The sequence below is a fragment of the Kitasatospora sp. NPDC057595 genome, from assembly GCF_042800875.1.
In the GTDB taxonomy this organism is placed as follows: domain Bacteria; phylum Actinomycetota; class Actinomycetes; order Streptomycetales; family Streptomycetaceae; genus Kitasatospora.
Genome location: NZ_JBHVGL010000016.1, coordinates 94,306 through 117,259, shown reverse-complemented (window position 1 = coordinate 117,259; position 22,954 = coordinate 94,306). Strand labels below are relative to the sequence as shown.

General features: G+C 75.2%; 14 protein-coding genes. All 14 read left to right on the top strand.

Features of this window, described 5'->3' with window-relative positions; translation table 11 throughout:
* Positions 1–155 precede the first annotated feature (155 nt).
* The 14 genes from ACFU9E_RS23730 (at position 156) to ACFU9E_RS23665 (ending at position 22,930) form a co-directional block, all read left to right on the top strand.
* Positions 156–821, top strand: a complete 666-nt coding sequence (locus ACFU9E_RS23730) for a TetR family transcriptional regulator (RefSeq protein WP_380684449.1) — start codon at positions 156–158, stop codon at positions 819–821.
* A 135-nt stretch (positions 822–956) separates the two neighbouring features.
* On the top strand, positions 957–2,630 hold the full coding sequence (locus ACFU9E_RS23725; RefSeq protein WP_380684450.1) for an FAD-binding dehydrogenase: 1,674 nt from the start codon (positions 957–959) through the stop codon (positions 2,628–2,630).
* Positions 2,631–2,975: 345 nt separating this feature from the next.
* On the top strand, positions 2,976–3,758 hold the full coding sequence (locus ACFU9E_RS23720; RefSeq protein WP_380684451.1) for an AfsA-related hotdog domain-containing protein: 783 nt from the start codon (positions 2,976–2,978) through the stop codon (positions 3,756–3,758).
* The gene (locus ACFU9E_RS23715; RefSeq protein ID WP_380684452.1) at positions 3,755–4,426 is read left to right on the top strand and encodes a methyltransferase family protein; all 672 of its coding nucleotides are present in this window, start codon (positions 3,755–3,757) and stop codon (positions 4,424–4,426) included. Before ACFU9E_RS23720 ends, ACFU9E_RS23715 begins: the two co-directional genes overlap by 4 nt.
* The gene (locus tag ACFU9E_RS23710; protein WP_380684453.1) at positions 4,423–5,112 is read left to right on the top strand and encodes a nitroreductase family protein; all 690 of its coding nucleotides are present in this window, start codon (positions 4,423–4,425) and stop codon (positions 5,110–5,112) included. Before ACFU9E_RS23715 ends, ACFU9E_RS23710 begins: the two co-directional genes overlap by 4 nt.
* The gene (locus ACFU9E_RS23705) at positions 5,105–7,999 is read left to right on the top strand and encodes a PEP/pyruvate-binding domain-containing protein (RefSeq protein WP_380684454.1); all 2,895 of its coding nucleotides are present in this window, start codon (positions 5,105–5,107) and stop codon (positions 7,997–7,999) included. The genes ACFU9E_RS23710 and ACFU9E_RS23705 overlap by 8 nt, the downstream gene beginning before the upstream one ends.
* Entirely contained in the window at positions 7,996–9,246 is a 1,251-nt protein-coding gene (locus ACFU9E_RS23700; RefSeq protein WP_380684455.1) for a cytochrome P450, read from the top strand. Before ACFU9E_RS23705 ends, ACFU9E_RS23700 begins: the two co-directional genes overlap by 4 nt.
* Positions 9,243–10,223 (top strand): hypothetical protein, encoded by a 981-nt coding sequence (locus tag ACFU9E_RS23695; protein WP_380684456.1) that lies wholly within the window; start codon positions 9,243–9,245, stop codon positions 10,221–10,223. The genes ACFU9E_RS23700 and ACFU9E_RS23695 overlap by 4 nt, the downstream gene beginning before the upstream one ends.
* Positions 10,220–11,275, top strand: a complete 1,056-nt coding sequence (locus ACFU9E_RS23690; RefSeq protein WP_380684457.1) for a ketoacyl-ACP synthase III family protein — start codon at positions 10,220–10,222, stop codon at positions 11,273–11,275. The genes ACFU9E_RS23695 and ACFU9E_RS23690 overlap by 4 nt, the downstream gene beginning before the upstream one ends.
* A gap of 314 nt (positions 11,276–11,589) precedes the next feature.
* Positions 11,590–17,676 carry a DNRLRE domain-containing protein gene (locus ACFU9E_RS23685; RefSeq protein ID WP_380715315.1) on the top strand — a complete coding sequence of 2,029 codons (6,087 nt, stop codon included), beginning with the start codon at positions 11,590–11,592 and terminating at the stop codon, positions 17,674–17,676.
* Positions 17,677–17,853: 177 nt separating this feature from the next.
* Positions 17,854–19,044, top strand: a complete 1,191-nt coding sequence (locus ACFU9E_RS23680; RefSeq protein WP_380685044.1) for a 4-hydroxybenzoate 3-monooxygenase — start codon at positions 17,854–17,856, stop codon at positions 19,042–19,044.
* A 74-nt stretch (positions 19,045–19,118) separates the two neighbouring features.
* Positions 19,119–20,855 (top strand): methyltransferase, encoded by a 1,737-nt coding sequence (locus tag ACFU9E_RS23675; protein WP_380685043.1) that lies wholly within the window; start codon positions 19,119–19,121, stop codon positions 20,853–20,855.
* Positions 20,852–21,412 carry a 2'-5' RNA ligase family protein gene (locus tag ACFU9E_RS23670; RefSeq protein ID WP_380685042.1) on the top strand — a complete coding sequence of 187 codons (561 nt, stop codon included), beginning with the start codon at positions 20,852–20,854 and terminating at the stop codon, positions 21,410–21,412. The genes ACFU9E_RS23675 and ACFU9E_RS23670 overlap by 4 nt, the downstream gene beginning before the upstream one ends.
* Before the next feature lie 123 nt (positions 21,413–21,535).
* Positions 21,536–22,930, top strand: a complete 1,395-nt coding sequence (locus ACFU9E_RS23665) for a uracil-xanthine permease family protein (protein WP_380715313.1) — start codon at positions 21,536–21,538, stop codon at positions 22,928–22,930.
* Positions 22,931–22,954: the final 24 nt, after the last annotated feature.

Below are 22,954 nucleotides of genomic sequence, written 5' to 3'. Positions count from 1 at the left end.
CCGCCCCGCGTGTTCGCCTTTCGGCGTACGGGGGTTGGCCCTGCCGGGTTCTTCCGGGCAGGGCCGGGCAGGGCCGCGCCGGGCCGGCCCACAAAAACTTAGAAACTCAAGGTTTTGGGCTTCCCGGCGCTCCGGGTGCCTCGTAGACTCCGCTCATGACCAAGCCGAGAGGCCCCTACGCCAAGACCTCCTCGAAGCGGCAGCAGATCATCGAGGCCGCGCTCGCCGCCTACGCCGAGGCGGGCAGCCGCAAGGTGTCGGTGCGCGACATCGCCCAGCGGGTCGGGATGACCGACGCCGGGGTCCTGCACCACTTCGGCGGCCGGGAGGCCCTGCTCACCGCCGTGCTCGCCGCCCGCGACGCCGCCGCGGAGGAGCGCTTCGGAGCGTTCGAGGCCCGCGGCGCGGACGACTTCCTGCAGGTCCTGGCGGCCAACGCGTCGACCCCCGGACTCGTCAAGCTCTTCGTGGACCTCGCCGCGGCCGCCGCCGAGCCGGACCACCCGGCCCACGACTACTTCGGCGAGCGTTACGACCGCTACCGCCGGCGGTTCGCCGAGCAGCTCGTCGAGCAGGCCTCCGCCGGGCCGGTCCCGGACGGGCCGGTTTCGGACGGGCCGGTGCCCGACGCGCGGGCGGGCGCCGTGGACGCGGACCGCGCCGCCGAAGCCGCCTGGGCGGCCCGGATCCTGATCGCCGCGACGGACGGCCTGCAACTCCAGTGGCTGCTCGATCCCCGGATCGACATGGCCGACGACATCCGCCGGCTCGCCGACGTGCTGCTGAACTCCCCGGGGGAGCGCGACCGCCCGGCCGGCTGACCGCAGGCCGCAACAGACCCCCGTCGGCAGTGCGCCTTCCCCTCACCACCCTCCCTCGCCACCCTCCCGCACCGCCCGGGCCCACTGCCCCGCCCCCCCGAGCGGGCCCGTGACGGCACTTCCCCGAGGACACCCATGGACACGGACGTCATCATCGTCGGAGCCGGCCTGGCCGGACTCACCGCCGCCCACGAACTCACCTCCCGGGGGCGCCGGGTGATCCTGGTCGACCAGGAGAACGCCGCCAACCTCGGCGGCCAGGCCTGGTGGTCCTTCGGCGGACTCTTCCTGGTCGACTCGCCCGAACAGCGCCGGATGCGCGTCAAGGACTCCTTCGAGCTCGCCTGGAGCGACTGGCGGGGCAGCGCGCAGTTCGACCGCCAGGAGGACGAGGACAGCTGGGCGGTGCGCTGGGCCCGCGCCTACGTCGAGTTCGCGGCCGGGGAGAAGCGCTCCTGGCTGGCCGGGCACGGGCTGCGCTTCCTGCCCACGGTCGGCTGGGCCGAGCGCGGCGACCTGCGCGCCGACGGGCACGGCAACTCGGTGCCCCGCTTCCACGTCGCGTGGGGTACCGGCACCGGCGTGGTCGAGCCCTTCGCCCGCTACGCCCGGCAGGCCGCCGCCGACGGGCTGCTGACCTTCCGCCACCGCCACCGGGTGGACGAGCTCGTCGTCACCGACGGCGCGGTGACCGGTGTGCGCGGCCGTGTGCTGGCGGCCGACGACTCGGTGCGCGGCGCGGCCTCCAACCGCGAGGAGACGGGCGACTTCGAACTCACAGCCCAGGCCGTCGTGGTGGCCGCCGGTGGTATCGGGGCCAACCACGACCTGGTCCGCGCCCACTGGCCCGCCCGCCTGGGCAGCCCGCCCCGGCGCATGGTCACCGGCGTCCCCGCCTACGTGGACGGCCGGATGCTCGCGATCACCGCCGAGGCCGGGGCCCGGCTGGTCAACAGCGACCGGATGTGGCACTACACCGAGGGCCTGCACAACTGGAACCCCATCTGGCCCGGCCACGGCATCCGGATCCTGCCCGGCCCCTCCTCGATGTGGTTCGACGCGCTCGGCCGCCGCCTGCCCGAGCCCTGCCTGCCCGGCTACGACACCCTGGGCACCCTGCGCCACCTGCGCACCGATCCCGAACTGGCGGGCCACGACCACTCCTGGTTCGTGCTGACCCAGAAGATCATCGAGAAGGAGTTCGCCCTCTCCGGCTCCGAACAGAACCCGGACATCACCGCCGGCGACCGCACGGCCTTCGTGCGCGAGCGCCTGCTGAGCAAGGGTGCGCCCGCCCCGGTCGAGGCGTTCAAGCGGCACGGCGAGGACTTCGTCACCGCCGCGACGCTGGAGGACCTGGTCGCGAGGATGAACGCGCTGACCGAGAGCCCGCTGCTGGACGCGACGATGATGCGCCATCAGATCCAGGCCCGTGACCGGCAGTTGGCAAACCCCTTCAGCAAGGACGCCCAGATCCAGGGCATCCACAACTCCCGCCGCTACCTCGGCGACCGCCTCGGCCGCACCGCCACCCCGCACCGGCTGCTCGACCCGGCCGCGGGCCCGCTGATCGGCGTCAAGCTGCACGTGCTCACGCGCAAGACCCTCGGCGGCATCCAGACCGACCTCGGCTCCCGCGCGCTCGGCGCCGACGGCGCGCCGGTGCCGGGGCTCTACGCGGCCGGTGAGGCGGCCGGGTTCGGTGGCGGTGGCGTCCACGGCTACAACGCCCTGGAGGGCACCTTCCTCGGCGGCTGCCTGTTCTCCGGCCGGGCGGCCGGCCGCGCCGCGGCGGAGGCCACCGCCTGACCGCAGCCCGCACCCGGGTGGTGCCGGTCGCTCTGCGCCGCTTCCCGGGCGCCTCCCGGGGGGCGGCGCGATGGGTTTCCGGCCACCGAGGGGTGTGTTTCCGGCCGGTCGGGTCGGGACTTGCCGGTGTTGTGAGGTCCGGGTTGTCCGGTTCGGTGATCGATGGTTACCTCTGTCCTCGTGACATCGTTGGTATCAGGCAAATCATTCAGAACTGACGTCACGTCGGAAACAGACGGACCGTCAAGAAGCAGTCGACACAAGGGTTCGAGATCGAGCTCTGACGAGGCGTCAGGAAATTCGATCGGCCCCGGGGCGAGCCCGGAGGAGGCCGTCCCGGTCGCGGTGGACGAGCGGGACCGGTGCTTCTTCGACCATCCGCTCGACCATGTGCCCGGGATGGTGCTGGTGGCCGCGATCCTGGACGAGGTCCGGGCGCTGGCACCGCGGCGGGCGGGCGCGGCCGACGGGCGGATGCGGCTGTCGCTGACCTTCGACCGGATGTGTGAGCTGGGCCGGCCGGTGTGGCTGCACAGCGAGCCCGCCCCGGCCGACGACGGACCGGCATGGCGACTGCTGGCCGTGCAGGACGGGACGACCGTCTGCCGGGCCTCGGTCGCGCTCGACGGCGGCGGGCCGGTCGTACCGGCCGAGGCCGTCCGGGCCCTGCTCGCAGGCCCCGGCCGGGAGGGCGGCGCGCCCGCGGACCAGGCCCTGGTCCACCGCCACCTGCCGGAGAACGTCCTGGTGGGCGGCCCGGCGCGGGTCGAGCGGGCGGCCGTGCTGGTGCCCCCGCCGGGACACCGGCTGGCGGGCACCGGGGCGCACACCCCGGCCGCGCTGATCGAGTCGGCCCGGCAGCTGGCGACACTGCTGGGCCACACGGCCCACGGCCGGGACGCGGACGCGCAGATGCTCTGGCTGTCGCTGGAGGCGGACCTGCCGACCGGCCTGCCGACGACGGTGCCGCTGGAGCTGTGGTGGGAGTTCGCACCGGCGCGCGGCCTGCGGTCGGTGTTCCGGTTCGCGGTGGTGGACGTGGAGAGCGGCGAACGGCACGGACGCCTGGAGATCGGCGTCCAGACCCTCAGCCGTGCCGGTTATCTGAAGCGGAGGGCGGCCCGATGAGTACGGTGGAACCGATGGCGGGCGGCGCGGGATCGCCCTGGGCGGTGCGCGCGCCGCGACTCCTGTTCGTCCTCGCGGTCCTCGCGGTCGGCACCGGTCTGGTGGTCCACCTGCGGCACGCGGGCGAGCCGGTGGACCTGGTCGCGGCCGTGCTGGCCGCCTGCTACCTGGGCTGGCTGGCGGTCGAGATCCCGGTGACCTTCCGCAGCTCCGGCGCCGCACCGCGCGAGTCGGCGACCCTGCTGCTCTACGCGGCGGCCCGGATCGCGACGGTCTCCGCGGCCGTGCTCGGCCCGCTGCCCTGGCACGGCTGGTCGCCGCTGCTGCTGGTCCCGGCGGCGGTGTTCGTCGGCGGGGTCGTGCTGCGCCAAGTCGCGATCCACACCCTGGGACGGTTCTACTCCCACCACGTCACCCGCCAGAGCGACCACCAGGTGGTCACCTGGGGCGTCTACCGCTTCATCCGCCACCCCGCCTACGCCGGGATGCTGTCGGCGCACCTCGGGTTCGTCGCGTTCTTCCTGAACCCGCTGAGCGCCGTCCTGCTGGTCGCGCTCTGTGCCGCGATCACCTTCCGGATCCGCACCGAGGAGCGGATGCTGGTGCACATCCCCGGCTACCGCGCCTACGCGGACGGCCACGCCCGCCTCGTGCCGGGGCTGTGGTGAGCGCGCCCGCCCGCCCGGCGCGGGTCCGCCTGCCGGAGACCCCGGACGAACTGCTGACGACCACCCGCTCGGTGCGCCTGCGCCTGGACCCGACGCGCCCGGTGGACCTCGACCAGGTGCGCGCGTGCGTGGAGATCGCGCTGCAGGCGCCCAACGGCGGCAACACCCAGCGCTGGCACTGGCTGGTGGTGACCGACGACGACCTGCGCAAGCGCATCGCGGAGGTCTACCGACGGGTCTTCGAGGTCCGCTACCCGCCGTCCGCCTCCGCCGGGACGTCCGGCGTCGGGGTGACCGACCGGATGCTGACCGGTGGCCGGCACCTGGCCGAGCACCTGCACGAGATGCCGGTCCTGGTGATCCCCTGCCTGGACCTCGGCGGCCGGCCGCTGCCCGAGGGCAACCAGGCGGGCGTGTGGGGCTCGCTGCTGCCGGCCGCCTGGAGCTACATGCTCGCCGCGCGCGCCCGCGGCCTCGGCACGACGTGGACCACGGTGCACCTGGACGCGGAGCGGGAGGTCGCCGACATCCTCGGACTGCCGGACGGCGTGCGCCAGGGGGCGCTGATCCCCACCGCGCACGTGGTGGGGGACGGATTCGGACCGGCGCCGCGCCGGTCCGTCGACAGTGTGCTGCACCTGGACGGCTGGGGCGGCGCGGAATGGGGCGGTGGGTCGGATGACTGAGCTCGTGGTGACCGCGTCGGCCGACGGCGCCGCGCTGGCCGACGCCGCGCGGGTGGGGCACAAGTTCGCCCGTCAGGAGCTGCTGCGGCAGGCCGGGTTCCGGGTGCCGGACTTCTTCTGCCTGCCCGCCGCCGCCTTCGACCGGGCCCTGGACGCGCTGCGCCCCGCACTGCCGCCGCTGCCGGCCGACGGCGCCGCGCGGGACGCCGTCGAGGCCTGGTGCGCGGCGGCCCGCGAAGCGCTGGCCTCCTCGGACCTGCCCCCGGCGCTCGCCGAGCGGGTCCGCAAGGAGTTCGCCGCGATCGCCGGGCCGGAGGGCCTGGTCGCGGTCCGGGCCTGCGTCGTGCCCGCCACCTCGCCGGACGCCACCTCGCCGGACGCCACTTCGCCGCACGCCGATCCGCCGGCCGCCGCCTCGTCGGCCGGCCGCCCGGACGAGGCGATGGGGGAGGACAGCGCCGTCGACCCCTTCGCGGGCATGAGCGACAGCTTCCTCTACGTCGACGAGGACGGCCTGGCCGACGCCGTGGTGCGCTGCTGGGCCTCGGCCTTCAACGCCCAGGCGGTCCGCTACCGCATCCTGCGCGGACTCGACCCGCGCCGGGCCCGGGTCGCGGTCGGCGTGCAGCGGATGGTGCTCGGCACCCGGTCGTTCGTCGCGTTCACCCGCGACCCCCGGGACGGCTCGGCGCGCCGGGTGGTCGCGGCCGCGTACGGCATCGGCGAGGGCGTCGTCCAGGAGAAGGCGGACATCGACCACTTCTTCCAGGACCCGGCCACCGGCGCGGTGAACGCCCGGACCGTGCACAAGCGGTGGTCGATGGGCCTGCCCGAGGGCGCTGCCTCCGGTACGCCGGTCCTGCTGCCGGTCGCCGGGGAGCTGGCGGACGTGCCGGTCCTCGACGACGACCAGGTGCGCGCGGTGGGGGAGTTGGCCGCGCGGGTGGAGGAGCTGTTCGGCGTCCCGCAGGACATCGAGGGCGCCCTCACCGAGGACGGCACCGTCCACCTGCTCCAGGCCCGCCCGATGGTCACCGCGCCCGCCGCCGCCCCGACCGAGGAGCCCGCCGCCCCGGCCGAGGAGCCCGCCCGGGTCTACTGGGGCAACCACAACATCACCGAGAGCTTCCCCGGCGTCTCGGGCGCCCTCACCTACTCCCAGTCCCGCGAGTTCTACCGCCGCTCCTTCGCCGACCTCTACCGGCGGATGGGCGTGCCCGAGTCCTGGGTGCGGGACAACGCGCACCGCCTCGCCCGGATGGTCGGCTATCTGGAGGGCCAGGTCTACTACCGGCTGGACGACTGGCAGGCCCTGCACGGGCAGATGCCGATGTTCGAACTGGTGCGCAAGGGCTGGGAACAGGCGATGGGCATCGCCGGCCCGGCCCGCGCCGAGCGCCGCTGGGCCGCCCCGGCGGTCGCCCGCGCGCTGCCCCGCCTCGCCTGGCGCAGCCTCGCGCACCCCTGGCAGGTTAAGGGCTTCCTGCGCTGGTGGGACCGGCAGATGGCGGAGGCGGAGGCCGTGGGCGACTCGCCCGAGGAGCTGATCGCCTTCTACCGCCGGCTGTGGGAACGCGCCGGCGAGCGCTGGGGCGTCACCCTGGTCAACGCCTTCCTCGCCCTCGTGGTGCTCGGTGCGGGTGGCACCCTGCTGCGCCGTTGGACCGGCGAGGGCCCGCAGGTCCTGGTCGGACTGATGGGCGGCGGGCGCGAGAACCGCTCGCTGGAGGCGGTCCGCGCGGCCATGGGCCTGGCCGAACTGGTCGGCGGGGTGCCCGAGTTGCGAGCCGCCGTGCTCGACGACGCAGCCGACCCCGAGCAGCTCTGGCAGCAGATCGTCTCCGGCCGCCACGGCGTGGCCGTCGCCGACGCCGCCCGGGGCTACCTCGCCCGCTACGGCGACCGCGCGCTGCACGACCTCAAGCTGGAGGAGCCCACCCCCCGCCAGCGCCCGTGGACCGTGCTCGCCCTGATCCGCCCGCTGGTGCGCCAGGGAGCGACCGTCGCCGCCAACCGGGCCGACGAGCAGGCCGCCGCCCGGCGCGCCCGCGAGCGGCTGCGCGAGGTGTGCCCCAACCCGGCGCAGCGCGCCGTCCTGCTCGGCCTCACCTCCCTCGCCCGGGACCTCGCCCGGATCCGCGAGGACACCCGGTTCTGCCGCACCCAGCTGTTCGGCCTCTCCCGGGAGGTGATGTGGCGGCTCGGTGCCGAACTCGCCCGCACCGGCGTCCTGGACGACCGGCTCGACGTCGCCGATCTGACCGTCGAGGAGGTCATCGGCGCCTTCGACGGCACCGGGACCGTCCGCGACCTGCGCGCCCTGGTGGCACTGCGGCGCGCCCAGCGCGAGGAGTGGGCCGGCAACCCGCAGCGGCCCGCCCTGCTGGGCACCCCGGCCGGCCTGCCGCTCGCCCGGGCCCTGCCGCACGCCGTGGCGGTGGACGCGGCCGGGGCCGTCGGCGACGGCCTGCTGCGCGGGATCGGCTCCAGCGGCGGTGTGGTCCGGGGCCGGGCGGCGGTGGTGCTCGACCCGTCCACCGACCCCGACCTCGCCACCGGGCGCATCCTGGTCGCCCGGGAGACCGACCCGGGCTGGCTGTTCCTGATGATGTCCGCCGCCGGCATGGTCGTCGAGCGCGGCACCCTGCTGTCGCACACCGCGATCACCGGCCGGCTGCTGGGCGTGCCCACCGTGGTCGCCGTCCCGCAGGCCACCACCGCGATCCCGGACGGCGCCTGGATCGAGATCGACGGCACCGCCGGGACCGTGCGCCTGCTCCCACCGGCCGAACAGCCCGCCGAACAGCCCGCGGAGCAGACCGCCGAGCAGTCCGCCGAGCAGCCGCCCGGCCCCACCCTCAGCACCGAGAAGGGCGAGACGCCATGACCGACCCGGCCCGCTTCCCGTTCCCGCCCGCCGGCGACGTCCGCCCGCCCGACGCCTACCACGGCCTGCGGCGCACCGGTACCCCGCACCCCGTCCAGCTGTCCAGCGGGCAGCCCGCCCTGCTGGTCACCCGTCACCAGGACGTCACCGCCGTCCTCGGCGACGACCGCTTCAGCCGCGCCGGCTACACCGAGCTGGCCCGCCCGCTGTTCGCCCGCAAGACCGAGTCCGTCCTGCTGGCCACCGCCGACGCGCCCGACCACACCCGCCGCCGCCGGGCGATCCTGCCCGCCTTCACCGCGCGCCGGGTCCGGCTGCTGCGCCCCCGTCTGGAGGCCCTCGCCGAGCAGCTGCTCGACGAACTGACCGGCGGCGCCCCCTCCGGCGAGGCCGACCTGGTCGGCGGCTTCACGGTGCCCTTCCCGATGCGGGTCATCTGCGAGGTGCTCGGCGTCCCGATCGACGACGGCGCGACGCTGCGCGCGGAGGTCGACGTCCTGATGTCCACCTCCGGCCACACCCGCGAGGAAGTGGCCGCCACCCAGGCCCGGATGGACGACTACTTCACCGCCCTCGTCGCGGACAAGCGGCGCGCCGCCGCGGCCGGCACCCCGGCGGACGACCTGCTCACCAGGCTCGCCCTGCGCCCCGACGACGACCCCGGCCAACGGCTGTCCGACCGCGAGGTGGTGGCCCTCGGCTCCGGGATGCTGATGGCCGGCTACGAGACCACCGGCAACTCCTTCGGCATGTGCGTCCTGCTGCTCCTGCGCCACCCCGCGCTGCTCAGGACCCTGCGCGAGCGGCCCGAGCGGATCCCGGCCGCGGTCGAGGAGATGCTCCGCTTCACCTCCCTCAACAACACGGGCGGCGCGCCCCACCTGGTGACCGAGGACACCGAGCTGGGCGGCTGCCCGGTGGCGGCCGGGCGGATCGTCGTCCCACTCACCGACGCCGCCAACCGCGACCCGGCGGTCTTCGCCGACCCGGACGCCTTCGACCCCGACCGCCCGGACGTCGCCGCCCACCTCGCCTTCGGGTACGGCCGCCACCTCTGCCTCGGGGCCGAACTCGCCCGCGCCGAGCTGCGGATCGGTGTCGGCGCGTTGCTGCGCCGCTTCGACGAACTGGAACTCGCCGTCCCGGAGGAGGAGTTGGAGTGGCGTCGGACGATGTTCATCAACGGCGTCCGACGGCTTCCGGTCCGCTGGAGCGCCGCCGCACCGGCCACGAGGCGGCCGGCATGACGCACCGGCCCACCCTCCCGGCCCCCTCCGCTTCGCCCGTCGCGACCGTCGCACCGGCCCCGCTCGCCGCCCGGCTCGCCGCGTTCGTCCGCGGCAGCTTCCCGCTGCCGCTCTCCCTGGTGTTCGCCGCCGCCTGGGCGCTGGGCGCCACCGGTCTGTTCGCCGCCGCCGACGAGCGCGTCACGCACTGGCGGCCCGGCTGGGGCACGGTGACGGCCGCCCTCACCGTCCTGGTCGACCTGCTCCTGCTGCGCGCCGCCGACGACCTGCGCGACCTGCCCTACGACCGGCGCCACAACCCGTCCCGCCCGCTGGCCCGCGGCGCGGTCCTGCCCCGCGACCTGTACGTGCTCGCCGCCGTCGGAGCCGCGCTGCTGCTCCTGCTCAACGCCGGCGACCGCCCCGCCCTGCTGCTGCTCGCCGCCCAGTTCGGCTACACCGCCCTGCTGGTGGGGGCCGAGCTGCGGCTCGGGTGGCCGCGCGGCGACGCGATGGTCACCGGCGTGCTGCTGAGCTCCCCGGTGCAGATCCTGCTCAACCTCTACCTCTACGCCGTGTTCCTGCACGACACCGGCGCGGACCCCGGCACCCTCGGGCGGGAGGCCCGCCATGTGCTCCCGCTGCTCGCGGTGATCATGCTGGCGGCCACCCACCACGAACTGGCCCGCAAGATCGTGCGCACGCCGGGCCCGTACGAGCGCAGCTACGTCCGGGTGTTCGGCCTGCGGACCACCGTCGCGCTGGCGCTCGCCGCCGCCGCCGGGTCCGCCGCCGTGTCCCTGGCGGTGCTGCGCCCCTGGTCGGGCGCAGCGGCCGGCTGGGGCTGGTCGGCGCTGCTGCCGCCGGTGCTCGTCGTGCTCGCCACGCGCCGCTTCACCCGTACCGGGGCGGCGCGCTGGCCCGTCGCGGCGGTGGCCGGCTACCTGCCGGCCGTCTTCGTCTGCCAACTGCTGACCGGCCTGGGGGGCACCTCATGAGGACGGACCACCTGTACATCGCCGGCCTGGCCGCGCACCTGCCCCGGCTTCGGCCGCTCGCCGACGAGGCCGCCGCCGGCCGGCCCGGCGCCGAACAGGCCCTGGCCGACGGCTGGACGAGCGTGTCGGTCGCCGACGACACCCCGGCGCCGGAACTCGCCGCCGAGGCAGGCCGGCTCGCCCTCAAGCGCTCCGGCCTGCGGGCCGAGGACGTCCGGCTGGTGCTGCACGCCGGCACCTACCACCAGGGCCCGGACGGCTGGTACGCCGCCCACTACCTGCAGCAGCACGTGCTCGGCGGCACGGCGCCGGCGATCGGCCTGGACCAGGGATGCACCGCGATGCTGGACGCCGCCCGGCTGGCCCACGGCCACCTGGTCCACGCCCCGCGGCGGTCCGCCGTCCTGGTCACGGCGGCCGACAACTTCGGCGCCCCGGGCATCGACCGGTTCACCTACGCCCACGGCTTCGGCGCCGGCCGCGGCTCGATCCTCGGCGACGCGGGCTGCGCGGTGCTGCTGTCCGCCACCGCCGGACCGCTGCGGATCCGCTCCGTCGCCCAGTCCTCGCTCTCCTCCTGGGAGCGGGTCTACCGGGGGACGGAGGACCTCTTCCCGCCGAGCCCGGCGGGCGGCACCAGGATCCCCATGGGCCTGCGGATGGGCGCCTACGCGGACCGGGTGACCGACCGTGACCTGCGCCTGAGCATGGCCCGCGAGCTCACGCAGGCCCGTACCGACCTCGCCCGCCGGGCGATCGAGGAGGCGGGCGTCACCCCGGCGGACATCACCCGGGTCGCCCATGTCTTCACCGGCCACCCCCGCTACCTGGAGGGCCTGCTGCGCCCGCTGGGCATCGACCCCGGACGCGGCATGCTCGACCTCGGGCGCACGCTCGGTCACCTGGGCGCCTGCGACCAGTTCCTGTCGCTGGCCCACCTGGTGGACACCGGCGAGGTCGGCCCGGGCGACCACGTCCTGCTCCTCGGCAACGGCGCCGGCATCTCGCTGGCGGCGGCCGTCGTCGAGGTCCTGGACCACCCCGCCTGGTAGCCGCCCGCAGCCCGCTGCCCGGGGAGGGCGGAACCGGCCGTTCGTGGGCGGGAATCGGCCGTGGACGCGGCCACGGCCGGTGCTGCGCCCGCGAATGAAGTAGTCATGTACATTGCCGTCTGACCCGGGCGGCCGTAGCAGCGCGGCCCCGCGTCCACCCCGCTCCAGGCCTCCGCACCACGTCACAGCGCCATGTCACCGTACCGGGCCACCGCATCCGCCGAGCGCGGATCCGCGGCGCGGGCCGCCGCCCGAGAGCACGTGCGTACCCAAGGACAGTGTCCCGTTCCGGCGATCGCCCCTGGAGTGTGCCTGTGTCATGGTTCCCACCCGCCGCGGGAGGCCCGCCCGGCTCCCGCACCCGTGCCCGTACCCGCGCACCGCGCGGCCGCTGGACGGCGGCCACCCTCTCCGCCGCCCTGCTGGGCGGACTGCTGCTCGGAGTGCAGCCCGCCTCGGCCCGGCCGGAGCCCGAGCCGCCGTCCGCCGACCGCAAGCCCGCGGCGGCCCAGCAGCCGGCCCGCGACCGGGCCTCCGCCCGGCTCGCGGCCCGGCTCACCGGCAAGCCGGTGGAGGTGCCCACCGAACGCACCGAGACGGCGACGACCTGGGCCAACCCCGATGGCACCCTCACCCTGGAGGTCGCGGCCGGCCCGGTGCGGATGCGCCGCCCGGACGGCGACTGGGCCGACGTCGACGTCAGCTTCGCCAAGCGCCCCGACGGCTCCGTCGCCTCCAAGGCCCACCCGCGCGGGCTCGCCCTGGCCGGGGCGCCGAGCGCCCGGCGGGCCGCCTCCTTCGCCGAGGCCGCCGCCGCCCCGGCCGAGGACCTGCTCACCCTCAGCGCCGGCGGCCGGGGCGTCGCGGTGCAGTGGCGGGGCGGCCTGCCCGAACCCCGTCTGGACGGCGCCCGGGCCACCTACCAGGACGTCCTGCCCGACGCGGACCTCGTCATCGACGCCACCCGCACCGGCTACGAGCAGTCCGTGATCCTCAAGCGGCGCCCCACCGGTCCCGCCGACTACACCCTGCCGATCAAGGCCCCGGGGATCGACGCGCGCCAGAACGAGGACGGCGGCGTGACGTTCGTCGAGTCCGCCACCGGGCGCGAACTCTCCACGATGCCCGCCCCGGTCATGTGGGACGCCACCGTCGACCCGAAGTCCGGTGAGCACACCCACCGGGCAGCGGTGGGCCTGAAGGTCACCCGCTCCGGCGACACCGTCGAACTGCGCCTCAGCCCCGACGCCGCGTTCCTCGCCGACCCGGCGACCCGCTACCCCGTGACGGTCGACCCCTCGGACACCGGGCTGTCCGACGTCTTCGACACCTGGGTCCAGCAGGGCGAGACGACCGACGCGTCCAGCGCCACCGACCTGAAGATCGGCTGGCCGGGCGACTGGGCGGACGTCCCGAAGACCAAACCCCGCATCGCCCGCTCCTTCATCAGCTGGGACATGGCGCCCATCAAGGACGCCCTGGTCTCCAAGGCCACCCTGTCGCTCTACAACTTCCACTCCTGGGACTGCACCAAGCCCGCCGCCTGGGAGGTCTGGGACACCAACAACGCGACGACCGCCAGCCGCTGGACCAACCAGCCGGCCTGGCTGCAGAAGTTCGCGACGTCCACCGAGACCCGCGGCCAGAACTGCGCCAACGGCGCCTACGTCAACGCCGACGTCACCTCGCTGCTCCAGTACTGGGCGGGCCAGTCCACGGTGGGCCGTCAGGGCCTGGGCCTGCGCGCCGCCAACGAGGCCGACACCGCCGGGTGGAAGAAGTTCTACTCCGGGAACGCCGCCGCGAGCCAGATCCCCAAGCTGTCGGTCACCTTCAACTACCGCCCCCGCACCGGCACCGACCAGCAGGCCGGCCCGCCCTTCTTCGCGGACGACGGCGTCTACACCGTCAACACCCTGACCCCCGTCCTGCGCGACACCTTCGCCGACTCCAACAACGACCGGATCAACGGCACCTTCCAGATCGTCGACGCGGCCACCGACCAGCCGGTCGGCGGCTACCTGGTCTCCCCGTGGGGCGCCAGCGGGGAACCGGTGTCCGTGACCGTCCCGGCGGGCCTGCTCCAGGACGGCCGCACCTACCGCTTCCGCTCCAACCCCTACGACGGCACCCACTACAACCTCGCCTGGTCGCCCTGGCGCACCTTCACGGTGGACACCGCCGCGCCCTCCGCGCCGACCGCCGTGACCTCCACCGACTACCCCTCGGCCGCCTGGGTCAAGGGCGTCGGCCAGAGCGGCACCTTCGTGGTCACACCCCCGTCGGCGGACCACCGCTGGCTGGAGTGGACCCTGGACGGCAGCACCTGGAACCGCATCGCCACCGGCGGCACCAACGCGCCCGTCAGCCTGCTGGCCACGCCGACCCACGGCGGCACCAACACCCTCCGGGTGCGCAGCGTGGACCGGGCCGACAACCGCTCCGAGGCCCTGGCCTACGAGTTCCACGCCGGCGCCGGCGGCATCGCCAGGCCCTCCGACAGCCGGCGCACCGCCGCCCGGCTGCCGCTCCAGGCCGAGGCCGACGCCACGCGCTTCGACGCCGTGACCTTCTCCTGGCGGCGCTCGGACGCCGACGCCTGGGCACCCGTCCCGCCCGGCCACGTCAGCGCCGCCGGCACCCCGCTCACCGGCTGGCCGCTCGCGCTCACCGCCGGCCGCAGCCCGGAACTCGCCTGGGACGCCGCCACCACCGTCAGCCCCGACGGCGCGGTGCAGCTGAAGGCCGATTTCACCGGCCCGGGCGGCGCCACCGGCTCCAGCGACCCGCTCAAGGCGATCGTCGACCGCACCGCCGACAACGCCGCCACCGCGGCCGTCGGCCCCGGCACCGTCAACCTGCTGACCGGCGGCTACGCCCTCGGCCGCACCGACGCCTCCTTCTTCGGCACGGCCGTCACCCGCACCGCCTCCTCCCGCGCCCCCCAGGAGGGCGCGGCCCAGGCGGGCCAGGCCGCGATCTTCGGCAAGGAGTGGCTCTCCGGCACCGCCACCGGCCGCAAGGACTCCGGCTACACCGCGATCGGCCGCACCTCGGACACCTCGCTGGACGTCCGGCGCACCGACGGCACGGCGCTGCGCTTCACCGCCGACGGGACGGCCACCGGCTGGGTCCCCGAACCCGGCGCCGCCAACCTCACCCTGACCGGCTCCTTCGCCGCCGGCTTCACCCTGACGGACAGCAACGGCGACACCGCCGAGTTCACCCGCACCGACCCCGCCGCCACCGCCTGGACGCTCACCCGTTCGGCCACCCGGGGGCTCGACAACAGCACCAGCACGATCGTCTCCCAGAACGTCACCGGCCCCGACGGACGGGTCCTCACCCGGCCGCAGCGGGTGGTCGCCCCGACCAGTGCGGTCGCCTCCTCCGTCTGCGCGGCCGACCCGGCCGTCCGCGGCTGCCGCGTCCTGGAGTTCGTCTACGCCGGCGCCACCACCGCGACCGCCGCCGCCCTCGGGGACGTCGCCGGCCAGGTCAGCGCGATCCGCCTGTGGTCCACCGAACCCGGCGCGAGCGCCGCCACCGCCGTCGACGTCAGCCGCTACGCCTACGACACGAACGGCCGGCTCCGGGAGACCTGGGACCCGAGGATCACCCCCGCGCTGAAGACCGCGTACACCTACGACACGGCGGGCCGCGTCACTGGCCTCACCCCGCCCGGCGAGCTCCCCTGGACCTTCGCCTACGGGCGGGCCGGCAACTCGCCGGCCGCCGGTGACGGCATGCTGCTCACCGCCTCCCGCCCGACCCTGGCCCCCGGCTCCGCCGACCAGGTCGACGGCACCGCCACCACGACCCTGGTCTACGACGTGCCGGTCACCGGCGCCGGCGCCCCCTACGACCTGGGCCGCGCCGCCACCGCCTCCTGGGGCCAGCGGGAGACCCCCACCGACGCGACCGCCGTCTTCCCGCCCGACCAGACACCCGCCGCCGGCACCGGGGCGCAGCTCCCCGCGAACGGCTACGGCCGCGCCGACGTGCACTACCTGGACGCCTCCGGCCTGGAGACCGACACCGTCCGGCCCGGCGGGGCCGTCACCGCCACCGACCACGACGCGGCCGGCAACACCGTCCGCCAACTGACCGCCGCCAACCGCGCACTGGCCCTGGGCGCCACCGACCAGGACCGCGCGACCCTGGCCGCCCTCGGGATCGCCGCCCTCGGCAGCGCCGAACGGGCCGACCTGCTCTCCACCACGACGACCTACAGCGCCGACGGCAACCGCGAGCTGGAGGTCCTCGGCCCCCTCCACTACGCCACGCTGGAACGGAAACTGACCGCCGGGACGACCGTCGTCGCCGAAGCCGGCACCCAACTGCCCCTTCGACAGCGGACGGTGAAGGAGTACGACGGCGGCCGGCCCACCGACGGCAGCGCCACCGTGCGCGACCAGGTCACCAAGGAGACCGTCGGCGGACAGCCCCGCATCGACACCGCCCTGCTCGCCGACGCCCGCGCCACGGCCACCGGCTACGACTGGGCCAAGGGCCGGCCCACCACGAGCGTCCAGGACCCCGACGGGGCCCGGCTCACCACCACCACCGGCTACGACACCCAGGGCCGGGTGACCAGCACCGGCCTGCCCGCCTCCACCGGCACCGACGCGGGCACCACGACCACCTCCTACTACACCGCCGACGGCAGCGGCCCCTGCGCCGCCCGGCCCGAGTGGGCGGACCAGGTCTGCTCCGTCGGACCCGCCGGCGACATCACCGGCGGCGGCGCCAACCCCGCCCAACTGCCCCGCCGCACCGTCGAGTACGACCGCTGGGGCCAGACCACGAGCACCGTCGAGACCGCCAACGGCGCCCAGCGGACCACGACCACCGGCTACGACGCCGCCGGCCGCCGCACCAGCTCCACCGTCACCGGCCCGGGCCAGCCGGTCCCGGTCGTGACCACCGGCTACGACGCCGCCACCGGCCGCCAGACCACCACGTCCGCCGCCGGCGCCGGCACCATCACCACCGCCTACGACCGCCTCGGGCGCACCATCGCCTACACCGACGCCGACGGCGCCACCACCACGACCCGCTACGACAAGCTCGACCGGCCGGTCCTCGTCTCCGACTCCGCGCCCTCCACCCTCACCTACACCTACGACACAGCCGTGGAACCGCGCGGCCTGCCCACCGCGGTCGGCGACTCGGTGGCCGGCATCTTCACCGCCCGCTACGACGCGGACGGCACCGTGGTCGGCACCGGACTCCCCGGCGGCTACACCATGCGCCAGACCACCAGCCCGACCGGCACCCCGGTCAGCCGCACCTACACCCGCGACAGCGACGGCGCGACCGTCCTCGGCGACGGCATCAGCACCACCGTGCACGGCCAGTGGGCCACCCACACCGCCACCTTCGCCTCGGCCTCCCAGCAGGTCTTCGGCTACGACACCGTCGGACGCCTCACCCGCACCACCTCGGCCGCCGACGGCGTCTGCACCACCCGGACCTACACCTTCGACCGCAACACCAACCGCACCGCCCGCAGCTCCGTCAACGCGCCCCCCGGCGCCGACTGCGCCACCTCCGGCGGCACCCCGGAGCAGCACGGCTACGACACCGCCGACCGCCTGACCGACCCCGGCTACGTCTACGACGCCTTCGGCCGGACCACGGCCCAGCCCGGCGCCACCACCTCCTACTACGCCAACGACCTCGTCCGCCAGCAGAGCACCGCCACCGACCGGCAGACCTGGACGCTGGACCCGGCGCTGCGCCTGCGGGCCTGGACCGCCGAGGTCAACCCCGGCAGCGGCTGGACCCCCTCGCGCAGCCGGATCAACCACTACGGGTGTGCCTGCGACAGTCCCAGCTGGACCGTCGAGGACACCGCCACCGGCGAGCTCACCCGCCAGGTCGCCACGCCCGCCGGAGGGCTCGGCGCCACTACCGCGAAGACCGGCGGGGTGCAGCTCCAACTCGCCAACCTGCACGGCGACATCGTCGTCGTCCTGCCGCTCGACCAGGGCCGGGCGCCGATCGCGGTGACCTACGACGAGTACGGCAACCGCGCGCCCGGCACCGCCCCGCTGCGGTACGGCTGGCTCGGCTCCCAGCAGCGCTCGGCCGAGACGCCCACCGGGGCCGTGCTCATGGGCGTGCGGCTGTACGACCCGACGCTCGGCCGGTTCCTGACCACCGACCCGGTCCCGGGCGGCAACGCCACCGCCTACGACTACGTGCTCCAGGACCCGAACACCCACTTCGACCTCGACGGCCAGTGGGGGTGGGGCTGGGTGCGCCGGGTCATCGCGTGGTCCAGGCCCTTCCTGATCAGGTGCTGGCGAGGGGGCAGGTTCGCCTGGGAGTATGGATACACCCCGCAGCAGAGGGCCGCCGCCGCGGCCATGGGGTGCCTCCTCTACCAGCTCTGACGATCCCGCGCACGCCGGCCGGCGCCGGGCCCTCCGGGGCCGGGCACCGGCCGGTTCCGCTTCGCCGACGGCCGTTCCGCTCACTCCTGAGAGTGATCTGTGCCGGTTTCCGTATCCACCGGTCGTTACCATTGAGGCTGTGTGACCAGCCGTCAGAACGCAAACGGGGGAGCGGACATGGTCGAAGAATCGGCTGCTGACGTTGTGATCCTCGGCGCCGGCCCGGCCGGCCTCGTGCTCGGCAACCTCCTGCACCGGGCCGGCATCGACTGCGTCGTCCTGGAACGCGCCGACCGCGCCCACCTGCACACCCGGGCCCGGGCCGGCTTCCTCGCCGCGCACACCGTCCGCGTCCTGGACCGCCACGGCCTCGCCGACGGTCTGCACCGCCGCGGCCAACCCCACGCCACCTGCGAGTTCCGCACCGCCGACGGCCGCTTCCGGCTCGACTACGCGCACCTGGGCCGCGGCGAGTGCCACACCGTCTACCCGCAACAGCACCTCGTCGCCGACCTCCTCACCTCCTACCTGGACGCCGGCGGCCGGCTGCACCTCGCCACCGAGGCCCACCGGGTGCTGGACACCGACGGCGAACGCCCGGTGGTCGAGGCGAGCGGCCCGGACGGGCGCCCCGTACGCTGGCGGGCCCGCTACGTCGCCGGCTGCGACGGCCGCCACGGCGCCGCCCGCCGCTCACTGCCGCCCGGCGCCGTCGTCCACCACCACGACCACGGCCTGTCCTGGCTCGGTCTGCTCGCCGCGGCGCCCCCCAGCCTGGACGCCGTCGGCTACGCCGTGCACGAACGCGGCTTCGCCGGCCACATGGCCCGCACCGCGCGGATCACCCGCTACTACCTGCAGTGCGAGCGCGGCACCCCGCCCGATGCCTGGTCCGAGGACCACATCTGGCACGAACTCGACGAACGGATGCGCTCGGCCGAGCACGGCCCGCTGCACCGGGGGAGCATCGTCCAGCGCAGCGTCGTCGACCTGGAGTGCGACGTCGTCGAACCGCTGTGCCACGGCGCGCTGGTGCTCGCGGGCGACGCCGCGAGCCTGATCACCCCCTCGGCCGCCAAGGGCGCCAACCTCGCCGTCCTGGAGGCGGAACTGCTGGCCGCCGCCCTGGTCGACGAACTCGCCCACGGCGACGGCCGCGCGCTGGCCGGCTACTCGGCCCGCTGCCTGGAGCACATCTGGCGCGCCCAGGAGTTCTCGCACTGGATGGTCCGGCTGCTGCACGCCGTGCCCACCCCGCACGGCGGCCCGTCCTCCTTCGACGAGGGACTGCGCCGCGCCCGCCTGTCGGCCCTGCGCACCTCGCGGACCCAGCAGGACTGGTTCGCCGAGAACTACGTCGGCCTCTGACCGCCTCCGACACCACTGATCCGCGCACGCTGATCCGCGGACACCACTGATCCACGCACCGAGGACGTACCGCCATGACCACCGAGGACTACACCTCCCGCCTGCGCGCGACCGCCGACTTCGTCCGCCGTCACGACACCGCCACCCTCCTGCCGCTGCTGCTGCCCGGCCTCGACACCACCGCACTGCGCTCCCTCACCCGCCACCTGCGCTTCGCGCACGCCGCCCTGCTGGTCTTCCCGCCCGACCCGGCGGCGCTGTACGCGGACCTGGCCGCCTGCGGCCTGCCCGCCGACGTGCCGCCGGGCCCCAGTACCGTCGTCCGCGAGCGGCTGGCCGAGCGCCACCACCGCCCGGTGGCCGCGCTCGACGTCACCATCCGGCGCGTCCCCGTGCCCGGCACCGGCCCGACGCCCCGCACCGTCGAGGTGTTCGCACTGCCGGTGCCGCCGGGCTCCGGACTCCGGCCGCTCGCCGACCACGAGCGGACCCACCAGCACGAGGCCCACCTCGCCTTCGAGCTGCCGGACCCCGAGCCGGTCCTGCTGCGCGGCCTCCGCGCCCTGCTCGCCGACCACGGCGCCACCCCCGACGGCGGCGGCCACAACCCCCACGAGAACGGCACCGTCCTCTACTTCACCGCCCCCGCCGGCTCCCGGGCCGGCTACCGCCGCCTGGAGCTGTACGCACCGGGCGACCACCGCGCCGCCCTCGCCGCCCACCTGGCCGCCCCGGCCCCCCGGCCGCCCGCCGAGACCCTGCTGCGCCTGCTGACCGGCGCGTGGACCACCCAGGCGCTCGCCGTCGCCGCCCGCCTGCGCCTGCCCGAGGCCCTGGAACCGGCCGAGGCCCTTCACCCGGACGAGGCCCCGCACCCGGCCGTCCCCGTCGACCCGGCGACCCTCGCCCACCGCACCGGCACCCACCCCCGCGCCCTGGCCACCCTGCTGCGCTACCTCACCATGCTCGGCGTCGTCACCCCCGAGAACGACGGCCACCGCCTCACCGCCGTCGGCGCGCTGCTGCGCGAGGACGCCCCGGGCTCGATGCGCCCGCTGGCCCTGATGTACGGCGGCCCCTTCTACCGCTCCTTCGGCGCCCTCGACCACGCCGTGCGCACCGGCGAGCCCGCCTTCGACCACCTCTACGGCGAGAACCACTTCGACCACTTCGCCCGCGACCCCGAACTCGCCGAGCTCTTCGACCGCTCCATGGCGGCGAGCGCCCGGATGTTCGACCCCGTCCCCGCCCACCCGGCCCTCACCGCCGCCGCCCGGTTGCCGGCCGGCGCCACCGTCGTCGACGTCGCCGGCGGCAACGGCGAACTCCTCGCCCGCGTCCTCACCGCCCACCCGCGACTGCGCGGCATCCTGCTGGAACGCCCGCACGCCGTCGAGGCCGCCCGCCGCACCATGGCCGAGGCCGGCTGTGCCGACCGCTGCGAGTACCGGGCCGGCGACTTCGCCGACGTCCCCGAGGGCGGCGACGTCTACCTCCTCTCCCGGGTGCTGCACGACTGGGACGACCGACGCTGCCGCGCGATCCTGCGCCACTGCGCCCGCGCGATGCCCGCCCACGCCGACCTGCTCGTCCTCGAACGCCTCCTGCCCGCCGACGGCTCCCCGTCGCTCGCCACTGCCTGGGACCTCCACATGCTCTGCAACGTCGGCGGCCGTGAACGCACCGCCGACCACTACGGCGCCCTCCTCGCCGCCGCCGGCCTGGACCTGCTCGCCCACACCCCCCTCCCGCTCGACGCCGCCCTCCTCCACGCCCGCCGGCCCGCCACCCCACCGGGAGCCCGCCCATGACCGACGCCGCCACCGGCACCGGCACCGGTACCGGCCCGACCCGGCCCGGCGGCACCGGACTGATCGTCAGGATCCCGGAGGCCGAGGCCGCCGTCCGCTCCTGGCGCGAGCGCTTCGACCCGTCCGCCCGGGCCGGCGTGCCGGCCCACGTCACGGTGCTGTTCCCGTTCCTGCCGCAGGCCCGGGTCGACGGTCCCGTCTGCGCCGCCGTCGCCGCCGTGCTCGCCGGCCACCCCGCCTTCGAGGTGCGCTTCGCCTCCTGCGGCCGCTTCCCCGGGATCCTGTACCTCGCCCCCGAACCCGACGGTCGGCTGCGCCGCCTCACCGAGGCGATCGCCGCCCGCTGGCCGGAGGCCCCGCCCTTCGGCGGCCGCTTCGCCGACGTCGTCCCGCACCTGACCGTCGCCCACCACGAGGACGAGCGCGTCCTGGCCCGGGCCGAGGCCGAGGTCGCCGCGCTGCTCCCGGTGACCGCCAGGGTCTCCTCGGTCGAACTCGTCGCCCACGACGGCACGGTGTGGCGCACCCGCGCCTCCTTCCCCCTGCCGGGCCGCTGACCGGCCGGCCCCCACCGCGCCGAGCGCACGGTCCAGCAGGGGGGCGGTGGCGGGCGAAAGGCCGGGTGACCAGGAGAATGGTGCGGAAAGACCCCCGGAAGTACAGAGAAAGCGAACCCCCACATGGATCTCGGCGTGCGCTGGAAGCTGCACGGTGACGGGCGTACGCCCGCACCGGGAGCGGTCGTCCGCCCCGACGAACGGCTCTCCTGGCCCCGGACGGCAGGGCTCGGCGCCCAGCACGTGGTGGCCATGTTCGGCGCGAGCTTCGTGGCGCCCGTGCTGATGGGGCTCGACCCCAACCTGGCGATCATGATGTCCGGTGTCTCGACCGTCATCTTCCTGCTGGCGACCCGCGGCCGGGTGCCCAGCTACCTCGGCTGCTCGCTCTCCTTCGTCGGCGTCGCCGCGGTGATCCGGGCCCAGGGCGGCACCAGCGCGACCGTCACCGGCGCCGTGTTCGTGGTGGGTGTGGCGCTGTTCCTGGTGGGCGTGGCGGTCCAGCGCTTCGGCGCGCGGATCATCCACGCCGCGATGCCGCCGATCGTCACCGGCGCCGTCGTCATGCTGATCGGCTTCAACCTCGCGCCCGTCACCGCCTCGACCTACTGGCCGCAGGACCAGTGGACGGCGCTGCTGGTGATGCTGTTCACCGGACTGGCCGTGGTGGCGCTGCGCGGCTTCTGGTCGCGGGTGGCGATCTTCCTCGGCCTGCTCTTCGGCTACGGCATCTCCTGGCTGTTCGACCAGGTCTTCGGGAAGATCCACTCGGTGGACGGGAGCGGGCAGCTCACCGACCACTGGCGGCTGGACCTCTCGGGCGTCGGCAAGGCGGACTGGATCGGCCTGCCCACCTTCCACGGACCCTCCTTCCAGTGGTCCGCGATCCTGGTGGCCCTGCCCGTGGTGATCGCGCTGGTCGCCGAGAACGCCGGCCACGTCAAGGCCGTGGGGGAGATGACCGGCGACAACCTGGACGACAAGCTCGGCACCGCGATCTCCGCGGACGGTGTCGGCTCCATGCTGTCCACCGCCCTCGGCGGCCCGCCGAACACCACCTACTCCGAGAACATCGGCGTCATGGCCGCCACCCGCGTCTACTCCACCGCCGCCTACTGGGCCGCCGCCTTCTTCGCGCTGCTGTTCGGCATCTGCCCAAAGTTCGGCGCCGTGGTGGCCGCGATCCCCGGCGGGGTGCTCGGCGGCATCACCGTCATCCTGTACGGCATGATCGGCCTGCTCGGCGCGCAGATCTGGATCAAGTCCAAGGTGGACCTGCGCAACCCGCTGAACCTGGTGCCGGCCGCCGCCGGCATCATCATCGGCATCGGCAACGTCACCCTGAAGTTCACCGACACCTTCAGCCTCAGCGGCATCGCGCTCGGCACCCTGGTCGTCATCACCGGCTACCACGTGCTGCGGGCGCTGGCCCCCGCGCACCTCAAGACCCAGGAGCCGCTGCTGGACGAGGGGACCTCGTCCTACGACACCGACTCCGAGGAGCCGGGCACCCGCTAGCGACGCCCCCGACGGCCGGGCGGG